At 68.3% G+C, this 19,516-nt stretch carries 17 protein-coding genes and 2 pseudogenes; 3 read left to right on the top strand and 16 right to left on the bottom strand.

Going from position 1 to position 19,516, the window contains the following annotated elements; all coding sequences use genetic code 11:
* Positions 1–206: 206 nt before the first annotated feature.
* The 7 genes and pseudogenes from ACS0OT_RS12020 to ACS0OT_RS11990 form a co-directional block, all read right to left on the bottom strand.
* Positions 207–920: an energy transducer TonB family protein gene (locus ACS0OT_RS12020; protein WP_005417103.1), complete on the bottom strand. Its 714-nt coding sequence runs from the start codon at positions 918–920 to the stop codon at positions 207–209.
* Positions 913–1,083, bottom strand: a pseudogene (locus ACS0OT_RS12015) (ChaN family lipoprotein); the annotation flags it as partial. The gene ACS0OT_RS12020 and the pseudogene ACS0OT_RS12015, both read right to left, overlap by 8 nt.
* A gap of 1 nt (position 1,084) precedes the next feature.
* Positions 1,085–1,291 (bottom strand): annotated as a pseudogene (locus ACS0OT_RS12010) (RNA polymerase sigma factor); the annotation flags it as partial.
* 125 nt (positions 1,292–1,416) lie between these two features.
* Positions 1,417–1,923 (bottom strand): hypothetical protein, encoded by a 507-nt coding sequence (locus ACS0OT_RS12005; RefSeq protein WP_005417100.1) that lies wholly within the window; start codon positions 1,921–1,923, stop codon positions 1,417–1,419.
* Positions 1,924–2,031: 108 nt separating this feature from the next.
* Positions 2,032–2,256 carry a hypothetical protein gene (locus ACS0OT_RS12000; protein WP_005417095.1) on the bottom strand — a complete coding sequence of 75 codons (225 nt, stop codon included), beginning with the start codon at positions 2,254–2,256 and terminating at the stop codon, positions 2,032–2,034.
* Positions 2,253–2,954, bottom strand: a complete 702-nt coding sequence (locus ACS0OT_RS11995; protein ID WP_005417093.1) for a glutamine amidotransferase — start codon at positions 2,952–2,954, stop codon at positions 2,253–2,255. The genes ACS0OT_RS12000 and ACS0OT_RS11995 overlap by 4 nt, the downstream gene beginning before the upstream one ends.
* On the bottom strand, positions 2,951–3,724 hold the full coding sequence (locus ACS0OT_RS11990) for a YggS family pyridoxal phosphate-dependent enzyme (RefSeq protein WP_065185754.1): 774 nt from the start codon (positions 3,722–3,724) through the stop codon (positions 2,951–2,953). The genes ACS0OT_RS11995 and ACS0OT_RS11990 overlap by 4 nt, the downstream gene beginning before the upstream one ends.
* 76 nt (positions 3,725–3,800) lie before the next feature.
* Here ACS0OT_RS11990 and ptsJ point away from each other — a divergent pair, with 76 nt between their 5' ends.
* Complete coding sequence (gene ptsJ, locus ACS0OT_RS11985; protein ID WP_053499651.1) at positions 3,801–5,087, top strand: MocR-like B6 salvage transcription factor PtsJ; 1,287 nt, start codon at positions 3,801–3,803, stop codon at positions 5,085–5,087.
* Between the two features lie 30 nt (positions 5,088–5,117).
* On the opposite strand, the gene ACS0OT_RS11980 is transcribed toward ptsJ, so the two are convergent.
* From ACS0OT_RS11980 to ACS0OT_RS11950, 7 genes are all read right to left on the bottom strand, one after another.
* Positions 5,118–5,624, bottom strand: coding sequence for a hypothetical protein (locus ACS0OT_RS11980; RefSeq protein WP_005417089.1), 507 nt, complete (start codon positions 5,622–5,624; stop codon positions 5,118–5,120).
* Positions 5,625–5,705: 81 nt separating this feature from the next.
* On the bottom strand, positions 5,706–8,816 hold the full coding sequence (locus tag ACS0OT_RS11975) for an error-prone DNA polymerase (protein WP_139727271.1): 3,111 nt from the start codon (positions 8,814–8,816) through the stop codon (positions 5,706–5,708).
* Positions 8,817–8,822: 6 nt separating this feature from the next.
* Positions 8,823–10,232 (bottom strand): Y-family DNA polymerase, encoded by a 1,410-nt coding sequence (locus tag ACS0OT_RS11970; protein WP_005417086.1) that lies wholly within the window; start codon positions 10,230–10,232, stop codon positions 8,823–8,825.
* A gap of 9 nt (positions 10,233–10,241) precedes the next feature.
* On the bottom strand, positions 10,242–10,856 hold the full coding sequence (gene imuA / locus ACS0OT_RS11965; RefSeq protein WP_139727269.1) for a translesion DNA synthesis-associated protein ImuA: 615 nt from the start codon (positions 10,854–10,856) through the stop codon (positions 10,242–10,244).
* A gap of 338 nt (positions 10,857–11,194) precedes the next feature.
* Positions 11,195–12,202, bottom strand: coding sequence for a cyclase family protein (locus tag ACS0OT_RS11960; RefSeq protein WP_065196109.1), 1,008 nt, complete (start codon positions 12,200–12,202; stop codon positions 11,195–11,197).
* A 36-nt stretch (positions 12,203–12,238) separates the two neighbouring features.
* Positions 12,239–12,889 carry a DsbA family oxidoreductase gene (locus ACS0OT_RS11955; protein WP_053499638.1) on the bottom strand — a complete coding sequence of 217 codons (651 nt, stop codon included), beginning with the start codon at positions 12,887–12,889 and terminating at the stop codon, positions 12,239–12,241.
* A 92-nt stretch (positions 12,890–12,981) separates the two neighbouring features.
* Positions 12,982–13,932 carry a LysR family transcriptional regulator gene (locus ACS0OT_RS11950; RefSeq protein ID WP_176556926.1) on the bottom strand — a complete coding sequence of 317 codons (951 nt, stop codon included), beginning with the start codon at positions 13,930–13,932 and terminating at the stop codon, positions 12,982–12,984.
* A gap of 116 nt (positions 13,933–14,048) precedes the next feature.
* Here ACS0OT_RS11950 and ACS0OT_RS11945 point away from each other — a divergent pair, with 116 nt between their 5' ends.
* A complete protein-coding gene (locus ACS0OT_RS11945) occupies positions 14,049–14,927 on the top strand; it encodes a sterol desaturase family protein (protein ID WP_442255829.1) in 879 nt (292 codons plus the stop codon).
* Positions 14,928–14,936: 9 nt separating this feature from the next.
* On the opposite strand, the gene ACS0OT_RS11940 is transcribed toward ACS0OT_RS11945, so the two are convergent.
* Both ACS0OT_RS11940 and ACS0OT_RS11935 read right to left on the bottom strand, forming a co-directional pair.
* Complete coding sequence (locus tag ACS0OT_RS11940) at positions 14,937–15,641, bottom strand: AraC family transcriptional regulator (RefSeq protein ID WP_065178503.1); 705 nt, start codon at positions 15,639–15,641, stop codon at positions 14,937–14,939.
* A 304-nt stretch (positions 15,642–15,945) separates the two neighbouring features.
* The gene (locus ACS0OT_RS11935) at positions 15,946–16,380 is read right to left on the bottom strand and encodes a VOC family protein (RefSeq protein WP_005417059.1); all 435 of its coding nucleotides are present in this window, start codon (positions 16,378–16,380) and stop codon (positions 15,946–15,948) included.
* A 338-nt stretch (positions 16,381–16,718) separates the two neighbouring features.
* Here ACS0OT_RS11935 and ACS0OT_RS11930 point away from each other — a divergent pair, with 338 nt between their 5' ends.
* Positions 16,719–19,514 carry a beta-glucosidase family protein gene (locus ACS0OT_RS11930; protein ID WP_081275781.1) on the top strand — a complete coding sequence of 932 codons (2,796 nt, stop codon included), beginning with the start codon at positions 16,719–16,721 and terminating at the stop codon, positions 19,512–19,514.
* Positions 19,515–19,516: the final 2 nt, after the last annotated feature.

The following is a 19,516-nucleotide window of genomic DNA, read 5'->3' as shown; positions in this document are numbered from 1 at the left end:
TTCGCGCCGGGGCCTCGCCCGGCCAGGTTCTGTTCCCCTGTAGAGCCGAGCCCATGCTCGGCTGCCGTTCGCATGGAGCAGCCGGGCATGGGCCCGGCGATACAGCACGCTGCGATCGTTGCACACGGCGGACTGCTCTGTTGCGCCGGATGTGTTTGACCTGAACCTGGGTTGAGGTTGCAGACTGCAGCACAGTTCCACAACGCCTAGCGCAGGTAGTACTCCACCGGCACCACCAGTTCCTGTGGTGCCTTCAGTTCATCGGGAATGGGCGGCAGCGGCTGCGCGCGGCGGAAGGTCTGCAGTGCGGCGCCGTCAAGCATCGGCTGGCCACTGGACTGCTCCAACCGCAGGGCCAGCAGGCGTCCCTGGCGATCGATGCTGGCCCTGACCCAGGCAGTGCCCTGCTGGCGCCGTGAGCGGGCCGCAGCAGGGTAGTAGCGATAGCGCTCCAGCCGCGCCATCAGGCGGGCTTCCCACTGGTCGCTGGCGGCGCCGGCCTGGAAGTCCGCCGGTGGGGCGTCGGGAGCGGGCGGCGCGGCCGTGATCGATGCCGGTGCGGGACTTGCATCGGTCGCGGCCGCAGGCGGGGCGACCGGCAGGGCTTGCCGGCCAGCGCCACTGCGTTCGCTGGCGGCCACTTCGCCCTCGCGTGCTGCGGTGGGCTTCGGTGGAGGGGGCGACTTCGTGGGTTGGGATGCGCGCGCCTGCTGCGCCTGGCTGGGGGTGTCGGCCTGGCGTTCTTCCACTGGCTGCGGCGGCGTCGCCGGTGCCAGCAGGCGCAGGCTGATGCGCACGTCCTGCTCGGGCGGCGGCAGCAATGGCGGCGCGGCCACCCAGTGCACCAACAGCAGCAGGGGCAACAGGTGAAGCCCGATGCTGATGGCGATCGCCTGCCAGTGTTGGCCGCGCTCACTCATCGTCCAGCACCCATAGCAGGTCGGCGTCGGTCGCATCGACGGATGCACCGACTGAAGCGAGCGCGATCACCAGCGCTGGTGTGCCCGCTGGCAGGTAGCCCGGCATGCCAGTACCGCGCAGTACATGCCAGCGACCGGCCACCAGCAGCGCGGGTGCCGCGGCTCAGGTTGTGGGCGACGCGGTACAGGTAGGCGCGGCCATTGCTCAGCAGGCCACTGGCGGCGATTCTGACGACGCCCAGCCAGGTCTCCTGGACGACATCATCGGCGTCGCTGCGTTGCGGGAGCTTACGGCGGACATGGGCGTGCAGCGGCTGGTAGTGGGCCGCGCACAGCTGCGCGACATCCGTCGGTTCGACAGGCGTGGACACGGGGCGGGCGACAACTGGGAAAGGGAACAGCCCGCGGCGGCAAGGGCAGCGGCTACACCTTACAGCAAAAGAGAATCATTTGCATCCATGGGCGCGAGGCGCGGCATGCGTGGCCGACTGCGAGGTCAGCGCGGACGAAAGTCGCAGTGGATCTGCAGGGCTTCGGTGGGGTTGTGATGCAGCTCGAAACCGCAGTGCTGGAGGCTGCGCTTCACCCGGGCGATCGCTTCGGCATGGCGGGCGGTGCGACGCTGCTGCCAGCGCGGCGGGGTGAACACGCCCAGTGGCAGCAGCCGCAGCCGCTTGCCGTGCAATACCACTGAGACATCGATATGACGGCCATCGATGTCGTGGCCGTTGGCGCCGAAGATGGCATCGACTTCATCATGGCGCTGCGGATAGCAGGCGCGGAACACCGCGATGCCGAGCCAACGCACGCCACGACGGAAGCCGCCGAGCCGGCTGTGGCTGGGTTCGAAGCCGCGCGTGACGAGCAGGCCCAGCCCGGCAGGCAGCAATGCCTGCGCGTCGAGCAAACGTTGCAGCACTTCTTCTTCCAGCTGGATGCGGGTAGAGGGCCAGCGCGGTGCGATGAGCAGTCCGTGGTGGCTGCCGCGTTGCAGGGTCAGCATGGGTGAAGCTTCGCACGCGGGCGAACAGCCGGGGTAGTGCGGGCCGCTGGCCGGCAAATCTGTTGCCCGTCAGGTGCCGGCCAGCGGCCGGCACTACCGTGACGATCGTCAGAGGTCGCGGTACTGGATCTGCGAAGCCAGTACGCGCAGGCCATCGGCATTGCTGGACAGGATGCGCTCTTCGCCGATGCCTTTCTGCCGTTTCAGCTGGAAGCCCTGGTCTGCAGGCAGCTGTGCGGCGATGGCGTCCATGCGTTGCATGGCATCGGGGCCGCTGCAGTCGAAGTGGCCCCAGTAGGCGCCATCGCGGTGGATCTGCAATCGGTAGTTCATCGCGGTAGCTCCGGCAGGTCCTGCAGCCAATGGTCGAACATCGCGGTGGCGGCCGCGGCCAGTGGCGCGCCATAGCGACGCGCCTGCGTGCGCAGGTCGTTCGGATCGATGCCGGCCTGCGCCAGTTCCAGGGTGTGACCGATCAGCCAGCGCTCGAACTGGCGCGCGTCCAGCTCCGGATGGCATTGCAGTGCCAACGCATGGTTACCGATGGCAAAGGCCTGGTGGCGGCAGGCCGGCGTGCTGGCCAGGCGGCGTGCACCCGCTGGGAGTTCGAACGCCTCGCCATGCCAATGCAGTACCGGAATGCCCTGCAGGGCCTGCAGTGGCGAGCGCTGACCGTCATCGGTGAGCAGCAGTGGCGCAAAGCCGATCTCCTTGCCACCACTGGCGGCGACATCGGCACCGAGTGCACGTGCCATCAGCTGCGCGCCCAGGCAGATGCCCAGCGTGGGCCGCTGCTGCTGCAAACGCCCTTGCAACAGCGCGATGCTATCGTTGAGGAACGGGTAAACATCAACATCGTTGACGCTGATCGGGCCACCCAGCACCACCAGCAGGTCAGCCGCTTCGGCCGGATCGAGTGCATCTACACCCGCCTGCAGCACCTGCAGCTGCCAGCTCTGGGCCAGCAGCAACGGTTGCAGGGTGCCAAGGTCCTCGAAGGCAACGTGTTGCAGGACAACCGCGTGCTTCATGCCGGGGCTCCATTGCTGGGCCAGTAGAAACTGTCCGGGGTGGCGCGTGCGCCGAAGATGGCCTGGCCGACACGGACCACGGTGGCGCCTTCCTCGATGGCCACTTCGAAGTCGCCGGACATGCCCATCGACAGCTGCGACAGGTCGATGCCGGGTGGGGCGGTACGCTGCAGCTGCTCGCGCAGTTCGCGCAGGCGCACGAAGCACGCGCGCACACGTTCGACTTCGGGAGTGAAGATGGCCAGAGTCATCAGGCCACGCACGCGTAGCCGGTCGAAGACTGGCAGCTGCTGCACGAATGCCTCGACGGCAGCGGGTTCCAGTCCGTACTTGCTGGGTTCGGCGGAGGTGTTGACCTGCACGAAAACATCCAGCGTGCGGTCTTCCAGCTGCAGGCGCTGCTGCAGCGCTTCGGCCACGCGCAGGCTGTCAAGCGCCTGGAACTCGCTGGCGAAGCGCGCCACGTAGCGCGCCTTGTTGGTCTGCAGATGCCCGATCACCGACCAGTGCACGCCCAGATCGGCCATCGTCTCGGCCTTGCGTTGCGCCTCCTGCACCTTGTTCTCGCCCAGCTCGCGGCAACCGGCGGCCACCGCCATGCGGATGCGGGCGTCATCGACGGTCTTGCTGACCGGCAGCAGGCGCACGCTGGCCGGGTCCCGGCCGACGCGGGCACACGCATCGGCGATGCGTTGGCGCACCGTGACCAGGTTGGCGGCGATCTGTTCAACAGACTGGGCGACGGGCCAGTCGGCGGCGGCAAGGGGCATGCGGGCACCTCCAATGCAGGGCGGCCAGGGTGGGATACACTGGCACAGGACAAGAATTATTTTGGCATAGGACAAAATGAAAATCACCGGGCATAGCGCCGAGTCGATCTTCGACAGCATCCGCGATGGCATCGGCAAAGGCCGTCTGCCGGCCGGCAGCGTGCTGCCGCCGGTTCGCGATCTGGCCGATCAGTTGGGGGTCAATCGCAACACCGTGGCCGCCGCCTACAAGCGATTGGACGCGGCCGGCCTGGCCAGCACCGCAGGCCGGCGCGGCACGGTGGTGCGTGGCCTGCCGCCGATGCTGGCGCGCGAGGGCAGTACGCCGGGGTTGGCGCTGCAGGACCTGGCCGGTGGCAACCCGGATCCGCGCCTGTTGCCCAGCCTGCGCCTGGCCGCGGCGGCACCGCGGTTGTATGGCGTGGGCACGGTCGACCCGAGGTTGCAGGCGTTGGCACGCGCCTCGCTGGATGCGGATTGCCCCGAGGGGTACGCGCTGGAGCTGACCCATGGCGCGGTCGATGGCATCGAGCGCCTGTTGGCGGCATGGCTGCTGCCGGGCGATCGCATCGCGGTGGAGGATCCATGCTTCCTCGGTAGCCTCAATGTGCTCAATGCCGTCGGCCATGCGCCGTTGCCGGTGACGATGGATGCGCATGGCATGCAGGTCGAATCGCTGCGACAGGCGCTGGAGGCCGGTGCACGCGCGGTGCTGTTGACACCACGGGCGCACAATCCGACCGGGGCCAGCCTGGATGCGAAGCGGGCACGGGCGTTGCGCCAGCTGCTGGCGGCCTATCCGCAGGTGGCGGTGCTGATCGATGACCACTACGCACTGCTCTCGCAGCAGGCCTACCACTCGGTACTGCCGCTGGATGGCCGGCGCTGGGCGCTGCTGCGTTCGCTGTCCAAGCCGCTCGGCCCCGACCTGCGCCTGGCCTGGCTGGCCTGTGATGACGAGACCGCGATGCGGTTGCGGTTGCGGTTGGCGTCCGGCATCGGTTGGGTCAGTCATCTGCTGCAGGATGCCGCCACTTCGGTGCTGGCATCGGCGCCGCAGCGGGCAAAGATCGCCTCGGCAGGCGAGCGGTACCAGCAGCGCCTGCAGTCGCTACAGGAACTGCTGCGCGTGCGTGGCGTGCCGACGCCGTTGCCGATGGAGGGATTGAACCTGTGGCTGCCGTTGCCGGCCGACAGCCATCCACAGGTGCTGGCGCTGGCTGCGCGCGGATGGCATGTGCGTGCTGGCGAAGTGTTTGCGGTGGCTGCACCAGCGCATGGCCTGCGCATCACCTGCGCGGCGCTGGGGGCGGCGCAGCTGCGGCAGCTGGCCGATGACCTGGCGGCGGTGTGTGGGGTATAGCGCCCAGCCATGCTCGACGCTAGAAGCAGATCAGGGCGCGGCGTTGGCGTTGGGGCGCACGTAGTAGGACTGGCCACTGTCATCGACGAACATCAGCTCCGGCTTGCCCTGCCAGGACGTGAGCATGGCGCCGGTATTGTTCTGGTGCTTGACCATCAGGCTGGCGCCACGGTCCGGATTGGCGACGACCTTGAAGACTTCGGTGGTGCCGGTGGCATCGTCCAGAGTGAGTAGGGCTTCGCCCCCGCGGTCGCTGGTGCCATAACCGCCGCGCTCGGAACCGTCGGGGCCAAGCAGGATCAGGCCGGACAGCGCGGTTGCACGCGGTCCTTGGGTGCGGCCCCTGCTGAGGGGGTCCGGCACCGGCGCACCGAGGATCAGCCGTGGTTGGCCAGTGCCATCGTGGATGACCAGGCCGCGCGCTTCGATGATCCGCTCAGGCGATTGGCTGCGATGCAGGCTCCAGGCGGTCCAGCCGGAAACGAGCAGGGCAAGGGTCGAGACCACCAGGGTGGTCAGCAGCAGCACACGGGGCATCGGGTCGTCCCTCCTTGGATAGGCCGACGATAGCGGATGCCAGCGGGCAAAGGCCAGTTCGTTGTGTGACGATCTGTATCGTCAGTGGAAATCGCGGCTGTGGCTGCGCAGTCCCTGCAGCAGCTCATCCAGGCAGTGCATGCGCTGCACGATGACATGCTGCACGCCATCAACGCGCTCCAGGCGGCCATCGATCTGCATCAGCTGGGTGTCGACCAGCACCCGGTGCTGGCGATCGGCCAGGTGGCGCCAGACCACGGCGTTGACCATCCCGGTCTCGTCTTCAAGGGTGAGGAAGGTAACGCCACTGGCGGTCTGCGGGCGCTGGCGCATGCGCACCAGTCCGGCGATGCGCACGCGGCGGCCATGGCCGTGCCCGGCCAGCTGCGCGGCATCCAGGCAGCCGCGGCTGCGCAGCTGCGCGCGCAGGAACGAGATCGGGTGGCGGCCGAGGGTGGTGCCGGTGCTGCGGTAGTCGGCCTGCATGTCCTCCCAGGCGCTGGGCAGTGGCAGGGGCACGCGGGCTTCGGCAGTGGCACGGGCCTGGTCGAACAGCGGCAGCCGGTTCTCTACGCCCGAGATATCCCAGCGTGCACGATGGCGATGGCCACTGAGCCCGCGCAGTGCGCCGGCATCGGCCAGCAGGCCCTGCTGGCGGCGGTCCAGCGCGGTGCGCTGGCACAGGTCGCCGACGTCGTCGAACGGGCGCCGCGCGCGCTCGCGCATGATGGCCTGCACGGCATCTTCGTTGCAGCCGTCGATCAGACGCAGGCCCAGACGGATCGCCGCCGGCCCCCTGCTGAAGTCCAGCGTGCAGTCCCAGTCGCTGTGGCGTACGTCCACGGGAAGAACGGTAATGCCATGCCGCCGCGCGTCCTGCAGCAGCTGGTCAGGGCTGTAGAAACCCAGCGGCTGGCTGTTGATCAGGCTGGCAGTGAACGCGGCGGGATGATGGCACTTCAGCCAGCAGCTGGCATAGGTCAGCAGGGCGAAGCTGGCGGCATGACTTTCCGGGAAACCGTAATCGCCGAATCCCTTGATCTGCTCGAACAGGTGCTCGCCGTATTCGCGGCTGAAGTTGTTTCTCAGCATGCCGGCCAGCAGTTTCTCGCGATGTGGTTCCAGCCCACCGCGGCGCTTCCAGGCCGCCATCGAACGGCGCAGGGCATCGGCCTCGCCCGGGGTGTAGCCGGCCGCATCCACCGCCAGCTGCATCACCTGCTCCTGGAACAATGGCACGCCCAGCGTACGCGCGAACACGCGTTCCAGCTGCGGTGGGTAGAGCGGGTTGTCCGGGTCGTTCAACGCGTCCGGGCCTTGTTCGCGCAGGATCCGGCGCCGCTCCAGGTAGGGATGCACCATGTCGCCCTGGATCGGGCCGGGACGCACGATCGCCACTTCGATCACCAGATCGTAGAAGTTGCGTGGCTGCATGCGCGGCAGCATCGCCATCTGTGCGCGCGACTCGATCTGGAACACGCCGATGGTGTCGGCGGCGCTGATCATGTCGTAGGTGGGGATGTCTTCGTCGGGGATCGCATCCATGCGCCCGCTGTGCAGGCCATGCTGTTTCAGCATCGCCAGGCATTTGCGGATGGCCGTGAGCATGCCCAATGCCAGGCAGTCGACCTTCATCAGGCCGGTGGCATCCAGGTCATCCTTGTCCCACTGGATGACGGTGCGGTCGGCCATCGCCGCGTTCTCCACCGGTACCAGGGTCGACAGTGGATGCTCGGAAATCACGAAACCGCCCGGGTGCTGCGACAGGTGGCGCGGAAAATCGATCAGCTCTGCGGTGAGTGCCAGCAGGCGCCGCATCAACGGCGTGTCCGGATCGAAGCCACGCTCGCGCAGGGTTTCCGGCAGCGGGATGTTGCCGCCCCAGTGGTCCATCGCCGCGCCCAGTTCGTTGACCTGGTCCATCGGCAGGCCCAGCGCGCGGGCCACGTCGCGGATCGCGCTGCGGCCACGGTAGCTGATCGCCACCGCGGTCAGTGCGGCGCGCTCGCGGCCGTAGCGCTTGAACACGTACTGCAGCACCTCCTCGCGCCGCTCGTGCTCGAAGTCGATGTCGATATCCGGTGGTTCGTCGCGCTCGGCGGAGATGAAGCGCTCGAACAGCAGGTTGCTGCGTGCCGGGTCGATCTCGGTCACGCCCAGCACGAAGCACACCGCTGAGTTGGCCGCTGAGCCACGGCCTTGGCAGAGGATGTCCTGGCTGCGCGCAAAGCGCACGATGTCCTGCACGGTGAGGAAGTAGGAGGCATAGTTCTTCTGCTTGATCAGCGCCAGTTCGTGCTCGATCTGCGTGCGTTGCTTCGCTTCGATGCCGCCTTTCCAGCGCCACTGGATGCCGCGCTCGACCAGCACGCGCAGCCAGCTGTCCGGATCGTGTCCTTCGGGCACCAGCTCGCGCGGATAGGTGTACTGCAGCTGTTCCAGGGTGAAGTGGCAGCGCTCGGCGATGCGCAGGGTTTCAGCCAGCAGTTCGGGCGGATACAGCTGGGCCAGCGCGGTACGCGGGCGCAGGTGGCGCTCGCCATTGGGAAACAGGCGCCAGCCGGCCTCGGCCACGCTGCAGCGGTGGCGGATCGCGGTCAGCGTATCCTGCAGGGCGCGGCGGCGTCGCACGTGCATGTGCACGTCGCCACTGGCGACCAGGGGCAGGCGGTGGCGTTCGCCGAAGGCCTGCAGCTGCTGCAGGCGGCGTGCGTCATCGTGTTCGCGGTGCAGTTCCACCGCCAGCCACAGCCGATCATTGAAGCCGGTGCGCAGCAGTTCCAGGTCGGTAGCGGCCGGTTGCCGGTCCAGCCATAGACAGAGCAGGCCGTTGGGCAGGCCGAGCAGGTCCTCGCGCAGGCAGAGGTACTCGCCCTTGGCAGCCCGCCGCCGGCAGGTCGTGATCAACTGGCAGAGCCCGGCATAGGCGGCCTGGTCGGTGCACAGCAGGGCCAGCTTCGGCCCGTCCTCGACCTGGAATTCGGCACCGACGATCAGCGCCACGCCATGCGCCTTCGCCGCTTGCCAGGCACGCACGATGCCGGCCAGCGAGCATTCGTCGGTGATCGCCAACGCGCGGTAGCCCTGGCCAGCGGCGCGCGCGAACAACTCTTCGGCGATCGAAGCACCGCGCTGGAAACTGAAGGCCGACAGGCAGTGCAGTTCGGCGTAGCCGGGCAGTTCGCTGCGCATGGCGGCTCAGCCGAACCAGCCGTGCAGCATCCACGGCGCATGCGGATCGTTGCGCGCGCGGAAGGCCCAGCCGCGCTGGCCATGCGCGGTTTCCACCACGTAGTAGTCGCGGCGCGCGTCAGCCTGGTCCCACCAGCCCGATTCGATCCGCTCCGGCCCGGCGATGATGCGCAGGCGCGGGTCACGCAGCGGCTGTGGAGCGTCCAGCAGCCAACCGGGGCGCAGTGGCCAGTATGCCGGTGGCCTGGCTGCTGGCTGGGTGCCGCTGGCGCGTTCGGGGCGATGGTCGGCCTGCACTGCCAGCGGCTGCACGGCGTCATCGCCGAGCCGCGCGCGCAGGCGCTCACGCAGCTGGTTCCACGGCATCGCCTGCGCCGGACGGGTATCGAACAGGTCACGCGCGGCGGGCACGAACGGCGGCAGCTGTTCGGCCTGCAGGCGCAGTGCGCGGCTGCCGGCCGGCAGGGCGAACGCTTCCATGCGGTTGCGCGCGATCTCGAACAGCAACGCGGGATCGCGTTCGGGCGCCAACAGGCCGATGGTCAGCACGCTGGCCGGCAACAGGTCATGCTCGAAATGCAGGTCGAAGCGCTGCACGCCGCCATCGCGCGAACACAGGAACGCGGCCAGGTCGAGCAGCAGGCGGCGCAGCGGGAACAGCAGGGCCTGGCTGGATTCGATCTCGTATTCGAATTCGATGCGCGCATCGAAACGGTCCGGTGGCTGGTAGTAGCGCAATGGCGCGGTGGGCAGCCCGCGCAATGCATCCAGCTGCTGCAGGACCTCGGGGGCGAAGCGCCGGGCCAGGCTGTCGCGCGGCAGCTTGAGCACCGCGCCCAACGTGCGCAGGCCGGAACGGCCAAGCACCGTCACCGCCTCGCTGGGCAGGCCGCAGCGCGCCAGGGGCAGCTGCGCCAGCGCCGCCGGCAGCTGCTGCGCATCAAGGCCGAGGCCATCGTGGACGTTGGCCAGCACGCGCGCGGCATGTGGGGTAGGCGCGGCCACCAGGCGGTGGCGGAAGCCGAGTTCGTGCAGTTCGTTGCGCAGGCGCTGCTGGATCGTCAGCCAGTCACCGAACAGGGCGCGGCTGGCACCGATTTCCAGCACCAGCGCATGCGGAAAATCGAGGCTGACCTGCGAGCTGTAGGCATAGGCCCAGCTGGCCAGCAGCTGCCGGGTGTGCTGTTCGGCATTGGGGTCGTAGTCGTGCAGGTGCATGTCCTGCACCAGTACCTGTGCAGCCGACAGCAGCATGCCCGGGCGCAACCCCGCGGCGCGTGCTGACGGGCTGACTGCACGCACTACGCGTCGCTGTGCCGGCCCCTGCAGCAGCACCAAGGGCCGCTGTGGGTCGGGCTGCAGGCGCAGCACGCTGTCCAGCGCCAACTGCGGCAACAACAGGCAGGCCCAGTGCATGGCGCGTCCTCAGTGGGCGATGGCCAGCGGCAACGGTTGTGCCGGCGGCAGGCCGCCACGGCACTTCAGCACCCGCACCTGGCCGTGGTCGAGCTGCAGGCGCAGGCTGGCCGGGGAGGGATTGCGCGCGGCCTGCGCCTCGCGGAACACGAAACCCAGGCACTGGCCGCTGTCGGCGGCCACCTGCAGGCGGCGCAGGGCGCGGTCGTCGGCTTGATGCGGCCAGCACAGTACCGCCGCGCAGGCCGCAGAGCGCAGGCACTGTTCGGCGGCCCACAGTGCCTGCTTCGGCGTGGCCTGGATGACCTGCAGCTGGGCCAGTTCCAGCCCGGCCGCTGCCCAGGCCGGAGCGTGCGGGCGATAGGGCGGAGCGACCAGCACGATCGGGCGGTCGCGCTGGCTCAGCCTGGCCAGTGCCGGCCATACCAGCGCCAATTCGCCAACGCCGGGCACCGCCTGCAGTACCTCGCACAGTCCGCTGGCCGGCCAGCCGCCGCCGGGCAGGCGTGCATCCAGTGCCGGATGGCCGCTGGCCAGATGGTCGCTGGCTGGGCCCTGGCGGGCCGGGCCGCGCCACAGCTGGCGCCCGTCCAGCAGCCGGTCGAGGGCAACGACCGCACCCATCAGCCGATCCTCCAGGGGAGGCGCCGGGTGGGCTGGAAGCGGCAGGAACGGGCGGAAACGGCGGGCATGGCGCGAGTATCGACGAGCCGGTATCAGGGGCTGAGACCAGACATGCTACTCGCGTTGTAAGTAGAATTACTAATGAAATCGGAGGGTCCGGTTTCAGGTTGCTGAAGGGGGAAAGCATCCACGCATGGCGTGGATCTACTGGAGAGCCACGGCAAATCCATGCCGCAGCCTGGTAGATCCACGCCATGCGTGGATAGCGGTAAAGAGCGGTGCCGACCAAGGTCGGCACCCACCCGGCATGGCCCGTTGCTACCCGGGGATGCCCCTGGTTACGGGCGCACCGGCAGCGCCACCGGGCGCAGTGGCGCGGCATCGCCACCGCGGATCTTCAGCGGGCCGCCGATGAAGGCGAATTCGTAGACCTTGTCGCGGGCCAGTTCGTCCAGCGCCACCAGCTCGATGATCGGCGCACCCTGCTGTGCCAGCAGGTAGGTGTGCAGCGGCACGTAGTCGTCGGACACCTCCGAAGGGAAGGTCTCGAAGCTGAGGTTGTCGGCGCCGACGATCATCGCGCCGCCGTCCTCGACCAGGAAGCGTGCCGCGTCCAGGCCCATGCCCGGCGGGTTGGCCATGTAGGCCCTGGGCTGCTCGAACAGGCGCATGCGGCCGGTGCGGATCAGCACCACGTCACCCTGCTGCAGTTTCACCTTCTGGCGTGCCAGCGCATCCTTCAGGTCCTGGCGGGTGACGCGGTAGCTGTCCGGCAGCATGTCCACGCCCTTGGCGCCGGCCACGTCGATCAGCACGCCACGCGCGATCAGCGGCGGGAATTTCTCGATGCCGGTGACATTCCAGCCGCGGTCGCCGAGGTGCTTGTCGGCCTCGAAGCCGTTCCAGATCTTCCCGTGGATGCCGAAGTGGTTCAGCGCATCGATGTGGGTGCCGGTGTGGCTGTACATCGAGAACGCGGTGCCGGTGTAGCTGCGGGTGAGGTTCATGGCCTCGCCCACGCCCATCGGATCGTCCATCACTGTGCCGCGCGGGGTGTGGGTCATCCAGAACTGGTAGTGCGGGTCGCCGGCATCCTGCCAGCTGGGCATGCCGACGTAGTAGTCGGTGGCCAGGTCATAGGCCTTGCCGCCGCTGACCCGCGACAGGATCGCCGCACGCGAGGCTTCGGTGATCAGGTTGAGGCGGCCGATCTCGTCCTTCGGCCCCCACGGGCTGGTGCCGACCTGCTGGCCGGAGGGAACGCGTTCGTGCGCGGACACGGTGGTGGACGCGGCGGTGGCGGCCAGCAGCAGGGCCAGCGCGGTGGACAGGGTACGTGGGGTCATGGGGAAATCTCCTTGCAGGGTGGGGGAGGGGGCGGCTCAGGCCGCGACCAGGGGCGCCAGGGCCTGGCGCAGGTGTGGGAGCGGCAGGGTCTGCAGGCGCAGGCCGTTGCCGCCGATCACGGTGGGGATGGAGCGGATGCCGAGCGCGGCAGCTTCGGCGCGATCGGCCTGCACGCGCTGGCGCACCGCGTCGCTGCGCATGTGGTCAGCGAAGGCGCCACGTGGATGGCCCAGCGATTCGGCAATATCCAGCAGCACTTCGGCATCGCCGATGTTGCGGTGCTGGTGCAGGTGCGCCCATTGCACCGCGTCGAACATCGCGCCATGGGCATCATTGCCACCGATCAGCCCTGCGGTCTGGCAGGCCAGTGCGCCGAGCCAGCCGGACGGATACTCGAAGTCCTGTGCGCGCATGCCTTCGATATCGATGCGCGCGATGTCTTCATGCGCGGCGCAGTCGGTCCAGTGGCGCAGGATGATCGCCTTGGCGCGCGCCATCGAGCCGAACACCTCGACCATCTGCGCGCGCGAGTCCTGCAGCACGAAGCTGCGGTGGCGCACCTGGATGCCGAGTTCGGCGGAGACCTGCTGCAGGCGCGGGGCCAGCACGAAGCACCAGCCGCAGACCACGTCGTGGAAGAAATCGACCACCGGCGCTGCGGTGGCGGGGGAAGGAACGGGAGACATCTGCCTGCCATCGGTGAGAGGAGAGGCGGCAGAGTAGGCAGCGCGGCGTGGCCGAAACAGCACGCTGCGGACAGCTCAGTTTTCGCTGGCAGTTACGAATCCAGGCCGGCGCAGCCGGGCAGCTCGGCGTGCAGGAAGTCGATGAAGGCACGCACCTTGGGCTGCAGGTGGCGCGAGGTGGGGTAGACCGCATGCACGAAGCGCGGCGGATAGCGGTGGTCGGGCAGCACCTGCTGCAGTTCGCCCCGCGCCAATGCCGGCGCGGCCAGGAACGAAGGCAGGGCGCCGATGCCCATGCCCGCCACCAGCAGGTCACGCAGCAGCAGGCTGTTGTTGACGGTCACGCGTGCCGGAAGGGTGATCGTCACCTGGCCATCCGGGCCGAGCAGCGGCCAACTGCCCGGTGAGTCGGACAGGCTGTAGGCCAGCACGCTATGGGCCTGCAGATCCCCTACTGCCTGCGGTGCCGGATGCTGCCGCAGGTAGGAGGGCGCCGCGCACAGCACCTGCTGCAGCGAGGCCAGCCGGCGTGCCACCAAGCGTGAATCATCCAGCTCGGCACGCAGCCGCAGCGACACATCGAAACCCTCACCGACTGCATCGAGCAGGCGATCTTCCATCACCAGGTCCAGCGACAACTGTGGATGCTGCTGCAGGAAGCGCGGCAGCAGCGGCGACAGCGTGCTCAGTGCGAATGACTGCGGCGCGTTCACGCGCAGGCGCCCGGCCACCTCGCCGCGCTGTTCGGCGATGCCGCGTTCCAGCGCTTCCAGCTCGTCGAGCAGGCGGCAGCATTCGCGGTAATAGGCGTGGCCGGTTTCGGTCAGGCTCATGCGCCGCGTGGTCCGCTGCAGCAGCACCACGCCCAGATGCGTTTCCAGCGTGCGCAACTGCTTGCTCAGGCCGGCCGGCGACATGCCCAGGTCTTCGGCGGCACGAGCGAGCCCGCCGCGTTCGACGATGCGGCGGAAGGCGCGCATCAGGTTGAAGGAGTCCATGCCGGTCCCGGGCGCGATGAGAGCGTCATTGTAGATCCACGCCATGCGTGGATGTGGGAAGCGTGGTGCCCGCAGGGTTGCGCCGTTTGTTCAAGCCAGCAACCCACACGCCACGCCAGCATGCAGGCCCCTCACTTCCCGGGTTGCCCATGAAGCACTGGATGCTCCGCCTGTATGCCCCGCTGTTCCTGCTTGGATTCGTCGCCACTGCCGTCGTCTGGGTGGGCCACTGCCATGGCGATCCGTTGTGGCTGCTGACCCTGCTGGCGATCGCCATTGCGGTTTCGTTCGTCGCCGAGCGCGCCTGGCCGTATGACCCTGCGTTCAACCGTGACCACGGCGACCGTGTGCGTGACGCCCTGCACGCGCTGGTCAACGAAGGCCTGAACCTGTTGTTGATCGCGGCGGTGCCGCTGCTGGCGGCGATCATTCCGTGGCAGTTGTGGCCGCTGCAGTGGCCGTTCGCACTGCAGCTACTGGTGGCGATCATCGCTGCCGATCTCGGCATCACCCTGGTGCACTACGCCAGCCATCGCATCGGCTGGCTATGGCGCCTGCATGCCGTGCATCACAGCGTGACCCGCATGTATGGCTTCAACGGGCTGATGAAACACCCACTGCACCAGGCCGCCGAAGCGGTGGGCGGCGTGCTGCCGCTGCTGCTGTTGGGCCTGCCGATGCCGGTGGCGGCGGTGCTGGCGTTTGCCATCGCCATCCAGCTGCTGCTGCAGCACTCCAACGTGGACATGCGCCCGGGTGTGCTGGGCCGGGTGATGGCGTGGGCACCGCTGCATCGCTTCCATCACATACGTTACGGCACCGCCGGTGACGTGAACTTCGGCCTGTTCCTGACCGTCTGGGATCACCTGCTGGGGACCGCCTTCGATGCGCCGGGCTATCGACTGCAGCAACGCGACCTCGGCATCGGCAGCCAACCTGACTATCCACGCGATTACGCGGGGCAGCTGCTGGCGCCGTTTCGTGAACTGCCGCATGGCGAGGTGCCGGAGCTGCCCGAAGGCCTGCGCAGGCGTGGGTGATCGGCCGTGTCAGGTCGCGCGCAACTGCAGGCCCTGCAGCTGTGCGGCACCGATGCCGAACATGCGGCGCAGGCTGCGCGAGAGATGGGCCAGGTCGGCGAAGCCGGCGGCATGCGCGCTGGCGGTCAGACTGTGCCCCTGCAGGTGGTGCGCGAGCGCGGTACGCAAACGCTGCCACAGCACCCAGCCGCGCAGGGTCACCGCCAGGTCGGACTGGAAACGCCGGTGCAGCTGGCTGGTCGACAGGTGCGCGGCTCCGGCGATGTCGGCAGCCGGCACCGGGCCAGGCAGGTAGTGGCTGATGCGGGCCAGCGCCGCCTCTACCCGCCGGTCCAGTGGCTGCGCGCGGCTCAGCCGTGGCAGCCAGCGGTGCAGCCCGGCCGCAGTGCCGGGCAGCGAGTGCAGGTGCTGCTGGATCTGTTCGAGGTCGGCATGCGCCGGCTCAAGGAACACCGTGCAGCCCGCGTCCGGTGCCGACAGGATCGCGTGCGGCCGGAACGACGGCACCCACAGCCGTTGGCCCTGCTGGCGCACACCGTCGATCTCGACGTGCCAGGGAGTGGCTTCGCTCAACAGCAGCTGATGGGCATAGTGCGCGTGTACATCGCTGTCACCGGCACGCCCCTGCAACACGGCCACGTGAGCATCCAGCAGCAGCGTGCCATTCCAGGGCAGGGCGGGGGAGGGCATGGAGGGATTGTAGATCCACACCATGCGTGGATGAATCTCCATCGAAATCGAGTAATTCGACGATTGATCGAAGAGCATCCACGCATGGCGTGGATCTACTGCAGATTGCGACGAACTGTCGAAGGCGGGGTGGGTCCGGTTGCGGGGGCGTGAGCGCCATGGATGGCGCGACCGAGCCTCCAGGGACGGATTCACGGCGTCCCCCGCAACCGGACCCACCCCGCCATCCCACAGGAAGCCCGCTTTTGCTTCGGCTGTTGCTTCTGAGGTTGCCGGCCAGCGGCCGGCACTACCGCGGGGGCCGGGCGCAGCCTGGCCGTTCGCCCCCTCACCGCCCCTGCGGATCCGGCCGGTGATGCACGTACTCGACCACCGTGCCATCGGGATGCACCGCATTGAACGCCGCCCCGGTCGGGACCACCTGCAACGGGAAGATGATCTCGGCGCCGGCGGCAACCAGTTTGTCGTGATAAGGCCGAACGTCATCGACCAGCAGTGTCCCCGTGGTCGAGGTGAACGGCGCCAGCGCCGCCTCGCTGCCCTCGATCAACAGGAACGCACCGACCATGGCCAGGCGCAGCCCGGCCTCCGGAAACGGAAAGCCCGCATCGGCCACCACGCCCTGCAGCTGCTCGTAGAAGGACACGCTGCGTTCCAGCTCACCGGGGGCCACGAACACCCGGATCAGCACGCGCGGTGCGCGCTGGCTGGAGGTATCGCAGCGGTCGCGCCAGAGATGGTCGAAGTCGCGGTGGACGGTCATGGGCTCGGTTCGTGGCCAGGGACCTTCATTATCGGCAGCCTCGCACGGCGCGCTGATGACCGCCGGTGATGGCCTGATAACTGCAGGCTGGGATCGCCCCTGTGACTTAGGTCCTGTTGACAGGTGTGAACGCCCTCGCACAATCTTCACAGGATTGGGTCGCCCTGCGCGGCCCGGGCAGGCAGGTTGTCACGGCGGGAGGAGGGTCCCGCGCGCAGACCGGCCCGTCCTTCGGCCTGCGGGAGGTTGCCTGGCAACCCCTGCGCGGCATGAACGCTGCACCCTTCGGCGGCACTTTCCCTGGACCGATTGCCTTGGCAACGGAATTACGCCCGTCGATGAAAACGTTTACAAAGCAGCTTGTACTGTCCCTGGCCCTGTCCGCTGCACTGGCCGCTCCGGCCTGGGCCGACCCTGCCGCGTTCACCGTGCTGACCCTGGAACAGGCCCCGACCGCCGAGGCGATGCCGGCCCTGGCCGCCCAGCTGAAGACCCTGCAGGTGGACGCGGTGAGCGTACGCCAGGTGCAGCGCGGCATCGGCCAGGTCGATCCGCTGCAGGTGCTGGCCGACGGACTGGGTTACGAATACCGCTTCATTGCCGCGGGCAGGGATGATGGCCAGACCCAGCGCGGCCAGGCCGTACTGACCCGGCTGCCGATCGCCGCTGAATCCGGCCCGGACCAGCCGGGCCTGAACTACCTGCGCCTGGACGATGGCCGCCACACCGTGGCGGTCTATACCGATGCCGGTGCAGGTGCCGCGCAGCTGCCAGCGCTGGTCACCCGTTCGCGGCTGGGTGCACCGGCGGTGCTGCTCGGCGCGGTGGCCGGTGAATCGGCCAAGGCCGCCGGCTTCGATCCGGCGCGTGTGGCGCTGGAAGCCGATGCCAGCTATTTCAGCGATGGTTTCCAGGCCGCCAGCAGCGCGCCGTTCAAGGTGGAAGGCAGCGCCTTGCGCGCCACCCTGCTGACACTGGCCTATGCCGCCGACACGCATGGCGACAGGCCGTGGATGGACACCACCCTCAACGCCGATGCGCGCGCCGCGCTGCTGCTGAAGGCGATGACCGAGGATGAGAAGTTCCAGATGCTGCACAGCTACTTCGGGCTGGGCAAGGATGGTGGCCCACTGCCGGAAGGCGCGGTCGGTTCGGCCGGTTTCGTGCCGGGCGTGGCGCGGCTGGGCATTCCGTCGCAGCAGTCGGCCGATGCCGGTGTCGGCGTGACCAATCCGGGCGGCATCCGCCCGGGTGATTTCGCCACGGCGATGCCATCGGGCCCATCCACCGCGTCCAGCTGGAACCGCGAAGTGGCTTTCGCCGGTGGCGCGACCATGGGCCGCGAGGCATGGCAGCAGCGCTTCAACATCCTGCTGTCGGGCAGCGTCAACCTGCAGCGCGATCCACGCAACGGCCGCAACTTCGAATATGCCGGTGAGGACCCGCTGCTGGCCGGTTCGATGGTCGGCGCGCTGATCCAGGGCGTGCAGAGCCAGCACGTGATCTCCTCGATGAAGCACTTCGCGCTGAACGACATGGAGACCCGGCGCAACTTCCACGACGTGCGCATCGGCGAACAGGCCATGCACGAGTCGGACCTGCTGGCGTTCGAGATTGCGCTGGAGGCTGGCCGCCCGGGCGTGGCGATGTGCTCGTACAACAAGATCAACGGCACCTACGGCTGCGAGAACGGCTACCTGATGAACCAGGTGCTGAAGCAGGAATGGAAGTTCCCCGGTTTCGTGATGTCCGACTGGGGCGGCGTGCACAGCGGTTCGAAGGCGGCGCTGGCCGGCCTGGACCAGCAGTCGGCCGGTGAAGTGTTCGACGCAGCGGTGTTCTTCGACGAACCGCTGCGTCTGGCCGTGCATGGCGGCGTGGTGCCGCAGGCGCGCCTGAATGACATGGTCACGCGCATCCTGCGCACGATGTTCCTGCACGGCAACTTCGACAACCCGCCGCAGCACCAGAAGGTGGATGCCGAGGCCGGCTTCGCCGTGGCCCAGCGCACGGTGGAAGAGGGCAGCGTGCTGCTGCGCAATGAAGGCAACCTGCTGCCGCTGGCCGACAGCGTGAAGCGCATTGTCATCATCGGTGGCCACGCCGACAAGGGCGTGATCGGTGGCGGTGGTTCGTCGATGGTGGGCGTGACCGCCAAGGGCACCAACGCGGTGCCGGGCGTACTGCCGACCACCTGGCCGGGCCCGGTGATCTTCCACCCGTCCTCGCCGCTGGAATCGCTGCGTGCGGCGCGCCCTGACGCAACCATCGAGTATGTGGACGGGACCAATGCCGCCGCTGCGGCCAGGGCCGCCGCGCAGGCCGATGTGGCCATTGTGTTTGCCACGCAGTGGGCCGCCGAATCGGTGGACCTGCCGGACATGCAGCTGCCGGACAACCAGGACGCACTGATCTCGGCGGTGGCCGCGGCAAACCCGAAGACCGTGCTGGTGCTGGAAACCAACGGCCCGGTGCGCACCCCTTGGCTGGGGCAGGTGCCAGCGATGCTGCAGGCCTGGTACCCGGGCATCCGCGGCGGCGAAGGCATCGCCGCGCTGCTGACCGGTCAGGTCAATCCGTCGGGCCGCCTGCCGGTGACCTGGGTGACGGACGAATCGCAGCTGCCGCGCCCGCATATCGATGGCCTCGGCTTCAAGCCGGCCAAGCCGTTCGGTGATGTGTTCGATTTCGATATCGAAGGCGCCAACGTCGGCTACAAGTGGATGGCGGTCAAGGGCCTGACCCCGACCTTCGCCTTTGGTCATGGCCTGTCCTACACCTCGTTCGCCTATGACAACCTGAAGGTGAGCGTGGAAGGCTCGCGCCTGGTCGCCAGCGTCGATATCCGCAATACCGGCAAGCGCGCCGGCGCCGATGTGGCCCAGCTGTACCTGAAGCTGCCGGCAGGCAGCACCACCCCGATCCGCCTGATCGGCTACGACAAGGTGAACCTGCAGCCGGGCGAACAGCGCCGCATCCGCATCGAAGCCGAGCCGAAGACCCTGGCCCACTACGATGCACAGGCGCGCCAGTGGAAGATCGACGGTGGCACCTACCAGGTGCAGCTGGCGCGCAATGCCGCCGAGCCGCTGCAGACCGTGGACGTGCAGCTGGTGGAGCAGGTGCTGCGCTGATG

Source organism: Stenotrophomonas maltophilia group sp. RY12688, from assembly GCF_052149045.1.
GTDB classification, from domain to species: Bacteria; Pseudomonadota; Gammaproteobacteria; order Xanthomonadales; family Xanthomonadaceae; genus Stenotrophomonas; species Stenotrophomonas sepilia.
The sequence above is the reverse complement of the archived record's forward strand: the minus strand, read 5'-3'. Positions and strand labels throughout refer to the sequence as shown.